Raw genomic sequence first — 12,383 nt, 5'->3', positions numbered from 1 at the left:
AGCCTCCTTATGTCTCGCCCTGCTGGGCGGCTTCAGCAAGCCAATCCCTGGGCACTAGGTATTCATTAAGCTTCGCCTCTGGGCTACCCGCTTCGGGCGTAAAGGCGTACTCCCAACGCGCTAATGGCGGCATCGACATTAATATCGACTCAGTGCGACCGCCGCTTTGCAGGCCAAACAGCGTGCCTCTGTCCCAGACCAGATTGAACTCCACGTAACGACCGCGACGGTAAAGCTGGAAGTCCCGCTCTCGTTCTCCCCAGGCATCTTCTCTGCGCCGCTCAACGATGGGTAGGTAAGCCTCTAAGAAACTATCGCCAACGGCTCGCTGAAAGGCAAAACAGTCCTCAAAGCTGCCTTCATTTAAATCATCAAAAAACAGCCCGCCTACGCCCCGGGTTTCATCACGATGCTTGAGGTAAAAGTACTCATCGCACCACGCTTTGTAGCGAGGATAAATCTCTTCACCAAAGGGCGCGCAGGCGGTTTTTGCCACGTGATGCCAGTGCACGGCGTCTTCAAACACAGGGTAGTAAGGGGTCAGGTCAAACCCGCCGCCAAACCACCAAACGGGGGGTTCGCCTGCCTTTTCAGCAATAAAAAAGCGCACGTTGCCGTGACTCGTAGGCACATGGGGATTTTCAGGATGCAGCACCCAGGAAACACCTACCGCGTGAAAGCTGCGCCCAGCAAGTTCAGGCCGCACCGCCGTGGCAGAGGGCGGGAGCTTTGCACCAAACACATGGGAGAAGTTCACACCGCCTTTTTCAAACACAGCGCCATGCTCAATCACCCGAGAGCGCCCGCCGCCGCCCTCCTCACGCTCCCAGCTATCCTCCTTGAAACTGGCACGACCATCGGCGGCGGCAAGGCCGGCACATAGCCGTTCCTGCAGGTCTAACAGGTAGTGTTTAACGTCGTCTAGGTGCTCGTGTGCCACATTAACTCCCAGGGTAAATAGGTTGAGTGAGCCGCTGCGTTTACTGGCGAAGCACCTTGCCAGTGACTAAATCACGAATGGTGCTTGGGCGAGCGTTGCCACCTAATGCACCGGGTGCGATAGCAGCGACGTCATCACCAAATATCGAGGCGACTTCTTCAGCGCTCATGGCAGGCGGGTCTCCCGCGCGGTTAGCGGAGGTGGAGACCAGCGGCCCGCCAAACGCTTCGCATAATGCTTTCATCAGAGGATGGTCGGTTACCCGCAGCGCCACGCACTGATGAGCGCCACGCACAAGCCCATGGCTGCGGCCATTATCCGGCACCAGCCATGTATTGGGCCCTGGCCAACTAGCGGCTAAGGGGGCATGAAGGGCAAGCGGCAGCTGATTTAACCAGGGCTGAAATTGATAAATACTGGCCGCCACCAGAATGACTCCTTTGGCAGGGTCACGCGCTTTCATACGCATTAAGTGCGCCAGCGCTTCATCGTTATCCGGGTCACAGCTAAGCCCCCATACGGCTTCGGTGGGGCATGCAATAACGCCTCCCGAGCGCAGCGCGCTCACTGCCGCCTTTAATTCAGCTGATTCCATAGATGCTCCTCGTGAAAAATCATGACCTGCCACTGCTCAGCCAGTGAAAATAATCAGCTAGTGGCATCCTACCATGGCCGTGCCAAACGCACCCAACCGCCTGCCTGCTGCGTAACATGGCCCTCTAGCTCTAGCATCAATAGCCGCTGCTGACACTCGCTTACCGTGACGCCAGTACTCTGAACCAGCACATCAATTGGCGTTGGCGAGGTACCTAAGACGCTCAATAGATGGTCAGCGGGCGGTACAGTGCCGCTTGTCTCAACAACGCCCGTAGCGTCGGCAACCGGTTTCAGCTCAGGCGGTAAAAAACTGCTAGCCCAGTGCTGCAGTTCTTCAAGTATATCGTCCACATGGCGTACAAGTGTGGCGCCGGTACGTAGCAGGTGCAAACAGCCGCGCGCCTGCACATTATGCAGCGACCCTGGCAAGGCAAACAGCTCGCGCCCCTGCTCAAGGGCTAAACGAGCGCTCACCAGTGAACCGCTTTTCTCGGTCGCCTCTACCACTAACGTGCCTAAACTGAGGCCGGTGACAATTCGATTACGACGGGGGAAGAATGCCGGGCGGGCAACCGTTCCCGGCGGATGCTCGGAAAGCAGCAACCCACCTGGCGCGGTGCTTAACTGCTCGTATAAATCTCGATGACGGGCGGGATAAATGACATCAACGCCGCAGCCTAATACCGCAATTGAGTGCCCACCGGTCGCCAGCGCAGCGCGCTGGGCGACTCCATCGACTCCCAGCGCCATGCCGCTAACAATGCACCAGCCACGCTGGGCAAGTTCGCGGGCAAACGCTTGGGCATTACCGCTGCCCTCTGAGGTAGGCCTTCGCGTTCCCACCATCGCAAGTTTGGGGCCCTCTAGCGCACTTAGATCGCCTTGGGCCCAAAGCACGACGGGCGGGTCGGGTAGCTGGTTAAGTAGCGTGGGCCACGCGGGGTGGTCACGGTGGAGCAGATGACGATTAGGGCCAGCCTGGAGCCAGGCTTCGGTGTCGTTTACCACAGATTGCAGCGGGCTGCGCTCTGGATGTTCAAGCCATAAGCGCAGCGCCGTGGCTGCCGCGCTGGGCAGCGCCGCCAGCCAGCCCTGGGGCCACTGTGGCCCGCGAGCCACCAGCTGAGTAATACGGTGGGCGCCCATACCGGGCAGGGCATTCACTACCAGCCACTCCTTGGCATCCATACTCAACCTCCTCTTCGCTGCTCTTTAGTAACGTTTCATCTAACCGGTGTACGTGCCACATCACCCACGGTAAGTACATTCGATGCCTGCATGACCAAGGCATAGCTCACGCGGTTGTAAGGCTTAAAGACCATCACTTGGCCTGCTTCTGTTGCAGGCAGTTGGATAAGCTCGTCAGTACGCGGGTCATTAACCAACTCCCCCTGCTGGTCTACCCGCAGCACGTGTCCTGGCTGAAGGCCGTCTTGAGTACCGAGGTCTACCGCCACCACCTGCAAGCGCCCAATAAAACGCACGCCCCCAGGAACTGCAATAATATGACCAGACAGACTATTTAACGGTGCGCGAGGCTGGAAGATCTCCTCTTGCTCACGATCTTCAAGCGCCATCAGAATGTCGTTATTACGTACTTCTTGATAGGCACTCAACACTTCTACCCGAGCAATATCGCCTTCACTGCTTAGCTGGCGCGCCTCGCCAATGTTGATCATTTCAATACCCAGCGGTGTTCCGTCATTGGCAAGATAGGGGTCGCTTTGGCGATAAATGCCCAGCCGTGCTCTCGCGGGAAGTTCCCCCCGAACATAGAGCGTGTCCCCTGCGCCGCTAATCAAGCGTCGGTTCTCCCCACCCACCACGTAGGCCAGCTCCCGCAGCGACTCACCCTCCTCCAGCACTCGGTGTTCGCGCAAAAAAGCCCGCACAACGTCCATGGGCAGGGGAGCAATCGCTTCCCGTTCCGGTACGGTGCGCATTTGGGGGGTCAGCTTTACCACACTCTGCCCCCGCTCTAACGTTAAACAGGGGGCGCCCTGGCAACGGCCTAGCACCAGCACATCGCCTGGGTAAATAAGATGGGGGTTGCGAATTTGCGGGTTGGCCTGCCAAAGTTCAGGCCACTGCCAGGGGGAACGTAAATAGCGCGCAGAAATACCCCACAGCGTATCGCCGCGAACCACTTCATACCGCTCCGGCGCGTCGCTACGCAGCCGCTCCCAGCCTAAAACTGGATGACTCACCAGCAGGGCTATACACATTAGTAGGGCGCCAAAGACGCTATAATAAAGAGGCTTTCTTGCCGCCATCCTGTTCTCCCTAGGCAGTCGCTGGTGAAGTGATACGCAAGGCCGCAGCGAGGAACGCACGAGCCCAGTAAGACCGACAGCATGATATGATGGCTGTTAGTAAACCACTTATAGTAATGCACATAGGCCCGCCGACACAGGTGGCGAGGCCTTTACATTAAAGACTCAGTTTAACGGTGATTGTAACGCCATGGCCAAACTTCCTATTCTCGAATTCCCCGACGAGCGCCTGCGTACCAAGGCGGTAGCGGTGGAAACCGTTGACGATGAGGTTCGCCAGCTCGTCGACGATATGCTGGAGACCATGTATGACGCACGGGGTATCGGTCTTGCGGCCACGCAAATCGATATACATCGCCGCGTGGTAGTGATGGATGTTAGCGACGATAACTCCCAGCCGCTGGTGCTTATCAACCCACGCTACGAGCCGATGGGTGAAGAGAAAGAGCCGCTCTCCGAGGGGTGCCTGTCCATCCCTGAGTATTACGCCGAAGTACCGCGTTTTCTCAAGGTAAAGCTCAATGCGCTTGACCGAAACGGCGAGCCCTATGAGTTAGAGGCTGACGGCCTATTGGCACACTGTATTCAGCATGAGTATGACCACCTAGAAGGCGTACTGTTTGTTGACTACTTATCGCCACTCAAGCGTGACCGGGTGCTGCGAAAAATGCAAAAACGCCACAAGCTAATGCAGGACGCTTAAGCTGATACCAATGCGTTACCCCCGGCCGAGCGGCCACGCTATAAACAAGCCCACTTGTTATTATGTGGCTTTTGCGTTCGCTGCTCGGCCTTTAACTGTTAAACGCCCCCCCCCCTTTACTGTTAGGTAGTCACGCCCATGTCTCAGTTGCGCGTTGTTTTTGCTGGCACGCCTGATTTCGCCGCTTCAAGCCTCGCCGCCGTGTTAGAGAGCCAGCATCAGGTGGTAGCAGTTTATACCCAGCCTGACCGCCCTGCAGGCCGAGGACGCAAACTTACCCCTAGCCCGGTCAAGCAACTTGCCCTTGAGCATGAAATACCGGTGTATCAACCTGCCAGCTTAAAAAACGCGGACGCCCAAGCCGAATTAGCGGCGCTGGAAGCTGACGTGATGGTCGTTGTTGCCTACGGCTTGCTGCTGCCCCAGGCCGTTTTGGATACGCCGCGATTAGGCTGTATCAACGTACATGCCTCGTTATTACCCCGTTGGCGCGGCGCGGCGCCTATTCAGCGGGCTATTGAAGCCGGCGACAGCGCCTCTGGTGTAGTCATTATGCAAATGGATGCAGGGCTCGATACCGGCGCAATGCTTTATGAAGTACGAACGCCGATCACCGCGCGTACCACCGGCGGTGAGCTGCATGACCGGCTCGCCATCCAAGGGGCAAACGCGTTGGTTAACGTGTTAGACGAACTGGATAGCGGCAACCTAACCGCCACTCCACAGCCCGAAGAGGGCGTGACCTATGCAGCCAAGCTAAGTAAAGCGGAAGCCGAGCTAGACTTTCACCAGCCCGCCGAACAGCTAGCGCGTAAGATTCGCGCTTTTAATCCCTGGCCGGTGGCCTGGTGCACGCTGGGTAATGACCGCCTACGTTTATTAATGGCCAGTGTTGAATCCAGCGAACAGCCGTCCTCACTGCCCGGCACGCTGCTTGAACATGGCGAGGATCACCTGCGTATTGCCTGCGGCGAACAGGGCCAAGAAGTGCTTTGTGTTAGCCGCGCGCAACTACCGGGGGGCAAAGCCATGGCCGTACGTGACCTGCTCAATGCCCGCCAAACACCCCTAACGACTGGCGCCCAGCTTGGGCTGCCCGCACCTCAACAAGGAGCTAATCAATGAGCCAACAGCGTCCCGCAAAAGGCGGCAGTGGCCAAGAGGTGCGCGCTGCTGCCGCCCGTGCGTTAGTCCCCGTTATTACTGACAAAGGCTCACTCGCCGGGCTTGATGAACATAGCGTTGTCGCCCGCGACCGTGGCCTGCTGAAAGAGTTGTGCTACGGCACCTGCCGCCGCCTGCCCCGCTTGGAAGCCCTCGCTAACAAACTGCTTAAGCAGCCGTTTAAAAAGCGCGACAGCGACGTTCACGCGCTGTTGCTCATCGGTATTTATCAGCTGCTGTATATGCGCATCCCTGCTCACGCCGCGGTGGGTGAAACCGCGGGCGCTGCGCGCTTGCTGGGCAAAGAGTGGGCTACCCGCGTGCTTAACGGTTGCCTGCGCCGTCTACAGCGGGAAGCCGAGGAACTCCAGGCGGATGTCGACCGCGAAGAGCACGTTGCGCTAGAGCACCCCCCTTGGCTGCTAACCGCCCTGCGGGATGCTTGGCCCGACCAGTGGCGCGCCATTGCCGAGGCGAATAATGAGCCGGGGCCCATGACGCTAAGGGTTAACCAGCACCACAACGACCGCGAAGCGTACCTAGCGCAACTGGTTGAACAAGGGCTAAGCGGTTATTTATGCCCCCATGCGCCTGACGGCATCACGCTTAATACCCCCTGCGATGTTTCCGTGCTGCCAGGGTTTGAGCAAGGCCATGTGAGCGTTCAAGATGAAGCGGCCCAACTCTCTGCTGCGCTGCTTGGCCCCGCTCTTGCGCCGCGCCCTGGCGCCCACGTGTTGGATGCCTGCTGCGCCCCGGGGGGTAAAACAGCCCACTTGCTAGAGCAGTTCGATATTGCCCTAACCGCCATTGATAGCGATAACCAGCGTTTAGGCCGGGTGGATGATACCCTCAACCGTCTAGGGCTAACGGCAGAGCTACAGCATGCCGATGCCACCCAGCAAGATTGGTGGAGCGGCACCTCGTTTGATGCCATCTTGCTCGACGCGCCCTGCTCCGGCACCGGGGTTATTCGCCGCCACCCAGATATTAAAACGCTGCGCCGCAAAGAGGATATTCGTCAACTCGCGAAGCTGCAGCAGCAGTTGTTGGATAATCTCTGGCCCTTGCTGCGCCCCGGTGGCACGCTGCTCTACGCGACTTGCTCTGTACTACCCGCAGAGAACGCCGACCAAATTGACGCCTTCATTGCCCGCACACCGGATGCCAAGGTCACCACGCCCAGCGACGTGGCCTGGGGCATCCCAAGCGGCGAAGGTCGTCAGCTCTTTCCAGAGCAGGGCAGTCACGATGGCTTTTTTTATGCCAGACTAGAGAAGCAACCTGCCTAAGCGGTTACTTCACCCAAGGCAGTGAATTCATGACAAGGATGGAGACACCATGAGTCATCACACCTACAAGCACATTGAGCTAACCGGCTCCTCTGAGAAAAGCATCGAGGATGCCGTACAGAACGCAGTGGCTAAAGCCTCTGAGACAGTGAAGCACATGCGCTGGCTAGAAGTCACCGACACCCGTGGCCATATCGAAGATGGTCGCGTTGCCCACTGGCAAGTCACCGTTTTACACTGGAGTAAGCGCTACCTGCTTTTTGACGGCGGCTGGTTTACACTGGCCGCCGTCTTTATTGCAGCGCACACTTACACACATTATCCAGTGGCAAGACGCGCTGGCGCTTACAACGGAACCGATGCTCAGCAATGAAAATCATCATTCTTGGCGCCGGCCAGGTCGGCGGCACCCTGGCGGAGCATCTTGCCCGCGAGGAAAATGACATTACCGTCGTCGATACCGACGGAGCGAAACTACGCGAACTGCACACCAAGCTGGATATTCGTACCGTTACCGGTGCAGGTTCTTATCCAATTGTGCTTCGCCAAGCGGGCTGTGAAGACGCCGACATGCTGATTGCGGTGACCAACACCGACGAAATCAACATGATCGCCTGCCAAGTGGCCCATACGCTGTTTCGCACCCCCACCAAAATAGCCCGCGTGCGCGCCACGGCCTACCTAACCCGCAAAGGCCTGTTTGCCCACGAAGCGATCCCCATTGATGTATTGATCAGCCCAGAGCAAGTGGTGACCGACCACGTGCGCCGCCTGATTGAGCACCCAGGTGCTCTGCAGGTGCTGGAGTTTGCGGGTGGGTTGGTGCAGCTAGTGGCGGTTAAAGCGTTTTACGGCGGCCCACTAGTAGGGCAAGACCTCGCCTTCTTGGGCAAGCACATGCCCAACGTGGATACCCGGGTAGCGGCCATCTATCGCCGCAACCGGCCGATTATTCCCCGTGGCGATACGGTCATTGAAGCCGACGATGAAGTGTTCTTTCTCGCCGCACGGCGGGATATCCGCGCGGTGATGAGCGAACTGCGCCGCGTCGAGCGTGATTTCCGCCGGGTGGTGATCGCCGGCGGCGGTAATATCGGTGAACGCCTCGCCGAGCACCTGGAGCACACCCACCAGGTGAAGATCATTGAACACAACCTGGAGCGCTGCACCACGCTCTCTGAGCGGCTTGACCGCACCGTGGTACTCCACGGCAGTGCCACCAGCAAACGGCTGCTGGAAGAGGAAAATATCGAGGATTGCGATATTTTCTGTGCCCTGACCAACGACGACGAGGTCAACATCATGTCGTCGCTGCTGGCCAAACGCCTTGGAGCGAAGAAAGTGCTCACGCTGATCAACAATGCAGCCTACGTTGATCTAGTTCAGGGCGGTGACATTGATATTGCCATCTCCCCTCAGCAGGCCACCATTGGCAGCCTGCTCACTCACGTGCGCCGGGGCGATATTGTTAACGTACACTCGCTGCGCCGGGGTGCCGCAGAAGCCATTGAAGCTATTGCCCACGGCGACAAACAGTCTTCCAAGGTCGTCGGCCGCACGATTCATGACATTGATCTACCCGAAGGCACCACCATTGGTGCCATTGTGCGTGGCAAAGAGGTCCTCATAGCCCACGACGATGTGATGGTAGAGAGCGGCGATCACATCATTCTGTTTGTGGTCGATAAGCGGCGAATCCGTGATGTGGAGCGGCTATTTCAAGTGGGATTAACGTTCTTCTAGGCAATGTTCTTACTAAACACGGGGCCACTGCTATGAGGCAACCACGGCTATGAGTTTGCGGATTATTTTACGCATTTTAGGTTTGCTGCTGATGCTATTCAGCCTCACCATGCTGCCCCCGATGCTGATATCGCTATGGTTTCGTGACGGCGTCTGGCACGCCTTTATGAGCGGGATTGCCATCTCAGTAGTGACCGGTTTAGTCCTTTATTTACCCAACCGAAATGCCCGAAAAGAGCTGCGGATTCGCGATGGTTTTATTATTGCCGCCATGTTCTGGACGGTGCTGGCGCTGTTCGGCTCGCTTCCCCTCATGCTGTTTGGTGAAGGGTCGCTAAGCATCACCGATGCAGTGTTCGAATCATTTTCAGGGCTAACCACCACCGGCGCGACGGTGATTACCGGCATCGACTTTCTGCCGGAATCCGTGCGCTACTATCGCCAACAGCTACAATGGCTGGGCGGTATGGGGATTGTGGTACTGGCTGTCGCTATCCTCCCGACGCTGGGCGTTGGGGGCATGGCACTTTACCGCACCGAAATACCGGGGCCGCTAAAGGACTCCAAGCTAACACCGCGCATTACCGAAACCGCCAAAGCCCTCTGGTATATTTACGCCACTCTTACGATTGCCTGCATGGTGGCCTACATGCTGGCGGGTATGGACTGGTTTGATGCCCTGGGCCATAGCTTTTCTACCGTCGCCATTGGCGGTTTTTCTACCCACGACGCCAGCATTGGTTACTTTGATAGCGCCACGATTGAGCTCATTTGTATTGCCTTCATGATCATTTCAGCGGTGAGCTACAGCCTGCACTTTATCGCGTGGCGTGAAAAAAGCCTGCTGCACTATTTTCAAGACCCGGAAGCCCGCTTTTTAATGCTGTTTTTGGCGGGTTTAACCATTATCACCGTCATTACACTCTGGCTGAGCAATACCTACGATGTCATGCGAGGATTGCGCCACGGCGTTTTCCAAGTGGTCTCGGTTGCCACTACGGCTGGCTTTGGCGTCGCTGACTTTTCCGCCTGGCCCGGCGCACTGCCCTTTTTGCTGTTCATGGCCGCTTTTGTGGGCGGCTGCTCAGGCTCCACCGCAGGCGGTATGAAAGTCATCCGTATTATTCTGATTTTGAAACAGGGCATGCGTGAGGTAATGCGCTTAATTCACCCCAATGCGGTGATTGCCGTTAAAGTGGGTAAAGTTAGCGTGCCTGACGGCATCGCCCAAGCGGTATGGGGGTTCTTCTCCGCTTACCTCATGCTGTTTTTCTTAATGATTGTTGGTGTCATGGCGACGGGCGTTGACCAGGTGACCGCTTGGTCAACCGTTGGCTCAGCGCTTAATAACCTTGGCCCTGCCCTCGGCGAGGCCAGCAGCCACTACGGCGATATGCCGAGTCTCGCCAAATGGATTCTAGTCATCGCCATGCTGTTGGGGCGCTTGGAGATTTTCACCATACTAGTGCTGTTTACGCCCGCATTTTGGCGCCGTTAACCCACCACCGCTTTTATCTGTGCGCTTTCATATTTTATACATTGAGTAATAGTCATGACCCAAGACGACAGTTCACCACTGGCCACGGCGCCTATCACCCTACCCGCCACCAGCGGGCCTTTAAAAACCGTGACCGTGGGTAACACCCACTACACCCTGCTGGGTACCGCACACGTCTCTGCCGAAAGCGCTGATGATGTTCGCAATCTTATCAACGGCGGCACCTTTGACGCCGTTGCGATTGAGCTATGTGACGCACGCCACCACAGCATGAACAACCCTGACGCCATGGGCGAGCAGGACCTGTTCCAGGTATTCAAGCAAGGTAAAGCGGGCATGGTGGCAGCAAGCCTGGCCCTTGGCGCCTTTCAGCAGCGTATTGCCGAGCAGTCGGGCATCCAGCCCGGCGCCGAAATGCGAGCGGCGGTGGAAGCCTGCCAGCGCCGTGAGCTACCGCTGCTGTTAGTTGACCGGGATGTGGGTATTACCCTGAAACGTATTTACCGCAATGTGCCCTGGTGGCAGCGTTTCTCGCTTTTCTCTGGGCTGATTGGCAGCGTCATGTCCCGCCAGGACGTTTCCAAAGAGGATATCGAGAAGCTCAAAGAGGGCGATATGCTGGAGGCGACCTTCAACGAATTCGCCGCCGAATCGGAAGCGCTGTACACGCCGCTGATTCGCGAACGCGACCGCTACATGGCGCTACGCTTGGCCGAAGAGGCACCGCCCGGGCGCTATAAAAACGTGCTGGTGGTGCTGGGTGCCGGGCACTTGAAAGGCACGGTGGAACATCTTGAAGCGCCGCTGCCGGAAAGCCCCACCCCCGAGCGGGAAGCGCTTGAAGCGACACCGCCGCCCTCCAAACTCTGGAAAGCCGCCCCCTGGCTGATTACTGCGCTGGTGCTTACCGGGTTTGTGATTGGTTTTTCGCGCAATACCGAGCTTGGCTGGCAGCTGGTGATTGAGTGGTTTTTAATCAACGGCATTCTGTCGGGTGGCGCGACGATTATCGCCTTAGCACACCCGGTGACGGTGATTACGACGTTCTTTGCCGCGCCACTCACCTCGCTTAACCCCACTATTGGCGCGGGGTTTGTGGCCGCAGGGGTAGAGCTATTTATGCGCAAACCCAAGGTGCGCGACTTCTCTACCCTGCGCCACGATGTGACCGAGCTTAAGGGCTGGTGGAAAAACCGCGTCTCGCGCACCTTACTGGTCTTTCTACTGGCGACTATTGGCTCGGCGATAGGCACCTGGGTAGCCGGGTTTAGAATTGCCGGCGCCCTGTTTGGTAGCGGTGCAGCCTAAACATTGCACGCTTAATGCCCTAAACGCTGCCATCTACTTTGCGGGCTAACAGCCGCTGCATGGCAGCGGTTGGTTCTGCAATTTTGCGGTAGTAGCGGCTCTCGGCGTAGCTGTCGTTGAACACATCAAAGTAATCATCCAAGACACTAGCCGCGTCTTCATCGCCGCTCTGGCGCAATAGCTCAATGGCCACTTCCGCCGTGCAGAGGTGCGCTTTCGAGGCTGGCTTACGCAGCCGATAGCGTGTTTCACGCTCGGTGCGCAGCGGCAAAACGGGCAGCGTATCCAAGTAGGGGCTCTTGCGGAACATGCGCCGCGCTTGGCGCCAGGTGCCATCTAAAATCACAAACACCGGAATGCGTGCCTGCTGCTTCGCCGCGTGCACAGCGTTAATACCCACCACGCGCTCGGCGTAATCCGGCTGATCATCAGGAAAAATCACAAAGGGCGCGTAGCGCGGGTCTTCAAGCAGGGCCGCCAGCGTTTCATCTGGCGCAGTGCGATACCAGGTAAACACGCGGGTATTGGTCAGCACATCGCCAATTAACCGGCCGGTATTGGTCGGTTTAAAGTGCTCAATAGAGTGAGTTAGCAACCACACCTGGGCATCGCTCTCTGCCTTTACTTGATAAGGGCACAGGCAGTTAAGCTCAGGCAGATTACAGCCTTTACAGCGCGTCACAAAACTACCCCGCGCTTTAAATTCACGCCGAGGCGGCCGCGGGTGTCCCGTTACCGGATCACATTCAATGTGCTCAGGCGGAATAGTAATAGAGGTAGCGTCAGACATCTGCGCTCCAACGATTTAAAGAAGGCAATAAAAGGGCGCAGAGTATATAGCAGCCCGCCCACCATGACGAACACC

11 protein-coding genes and 1 pseudogene are annotated in these 12,383 nt (G+C 57.3%); 7 read left to right on the top strand and 5 right to left on the bottom strand.

Annotated features, from left to right (window positions below; translation table 11 throughout):
- Positions 1-7: 7 nt before the first annotated feature.
- From hemF to MOY_RS13795, 4 genes are all read right to left on the bottom strand, one after another.
- The gene (gene hemF / locus MOY_RS13810; protein ID WP_009100850.1) at positions 8-940 is read right to left on the bottom strand and encodes an oxygen-dependent coproporphyrinogen oxidase; all 933 of its coding nucleotides are present in this window, start codon (positions 938-940) and stop codon (positions 8-10) included.
- A 40-nt stretch (positions 941-980) separates the two neighbouring features.
- Entirely contained in the window at positions 981-1,535 is a 555-nt protein-coding gene (locus tag MOY_RS13805) for an L-threonylcarbamoyladenylate synthase (protein WP_009100849.1), read from the bottom strand.
- 68 nt (positions 1,536-1,603) lie between these two features.
- Positions 1,604-2,725 carry a DNA-processing protein DprA gene (gene dprA / locus MOY_RS13800; RefSeq protein WP_009100848.1) on the bottom strand — a complete coding sequence of 374 codons (1,122 nt, stop codon included), beginning with the start codon at positions 2,723-2,725 and terminating at the stop codon, positions 1,604-1,606.
- 35 nt (positions 2,726-2,760) lie between these two features.
- On the bottom strand, positions 2,761-3,810 hold the full coding sequence (locus MOY_RS13795) for a LysM peptidoglycan-binding domain-containing protein (RefSeq protein WP_009100846.1): 1,050 nt from the start codon (positions 3,808-3,810) through the stop codon (positions 2,761-2,763).
- Positions 3,811-4,000: 190 nt separating this feature from the next.
- On the opposite strand from MOY_RS13795, the gene def reads away from it, so the two are divergent.
- The 7 genes and pseudogenes from def to MOY_RS13760 all read left to right on the top strand — a co-directional run bounded on the left by def (position 4,001) and on the right by MOY_RS13760 (position 11,518).
- On the top strand, positions 4,001-4,513 hold the full coding sequence (gene def / locus MOY_RS13790; RefSeq protein ID WP_009100845.1) for a peptide deformylase: 513 nt from the start codon (positions 4,001-4,003) through the stop codon (positions 4,511-4,513).
- Positions 4,514-4,651: 138 nt separating this feature from the next.
- On the top strand, positions 4,652-5,638 hold the full coding sequence (gene fmt, locus MOY_RS13785; RefSeq protein ID WP_009100844.1) for a methionyl-tRNA formyltransferase: 987 nt from the start codon (positions 4,652-4,654) through the stop codon (positions 5,636-5,638).
- Complete coding sequence (rsmB, locus tag MOY_RS13780) at positions 5,635-6,969, top strand: 16S rRNA (cytosine(967)-C(5))-methyltransferase RsmB (RefSeq protein WP_009100843.1); 1,335 nt, start codon at positions 5,635-5,637, stop codon at positions 6,967-6,969. The genes fmt and rsmB overlap by 4 nt, the downstream gene beginning before the upstream one ends.
- 49 nt (positions 6,970-7,018) lie before the next feature.
- Positions 7,019-7,201 (top strand): annotated as a pseudogene (locus tag MOY_RS17595) (dodecin); the annotation flags it as partial.
- 137 nt (positions 7,202-7,338) lie between these two features.
- A complete protein-coding gene (trkA, locus tag MOY_RS13770; RefSeq protein ID WP_009100839.1) occupies positions 7,339-8,712 on the top strand; it encodes a Trk system potassium transporter TrkA in 1,374 nt (457 codons plus the stop codon).
- Positions 8,713-8,761: 49 nt separating this feature from the next.
- Positions 8,762-10,210: a TrkH family potassium uptake protein gene (locus tag MOY_RS13765; protein WP_009100837.1), complete on the top strand. Its 1,449-nt coding sequence runs from the start codon at positions 8,762-8,764 to the stop codon at positions 10,208-10,210.
- Between the two features lie 54 nt (positions 10,211-10,264).
- Positions 10,265-11,518, top strand: a complete 1,254-nt coding sequence (locus MOY_RS13760; protein WP_009100835.1) for a TraB/GumN family protein — start codon at positions 10,265-10,267, stop codon at positions 11,516-11,518.
- 19 nt (positions 11,519-11,537) lie between these two features.
- Here the strand turns inward: MOY_RS13760 and MOY_RS13755 are convergent, their stop codons facing one another.
- On the bottom strand, positions 11,538-12,308 hold the full coding sequence (locus MOY_RS13755) for a tRNA-uridine aminocarboxypropyltransferase (RefSeq protein WP_009100833.1): 771 nt from the start codon (positions 12,306-12,308) through the stop codon (positions 11,538-11,540).
- Between the last annotated feature and the right edge of the window lie 75 nt (positions 12,309-12,383).

The sequence above is a fragment of the Halomonas sp. GFAJ-1 genome (assembly GCF_000236625.2).
In the GTDB taxonomy this organism is placed as follows: Bacteria; Pseudomonadota; Gammaproteobacteria; order Pseudomonadales; family Halomonadaceae; genus Vreelandella.
The sequence above is the reverse complement of the archived record's forward strand: the minus strand, read 5'-3'. Positions and strand labels throughout refer to the sequence as shown.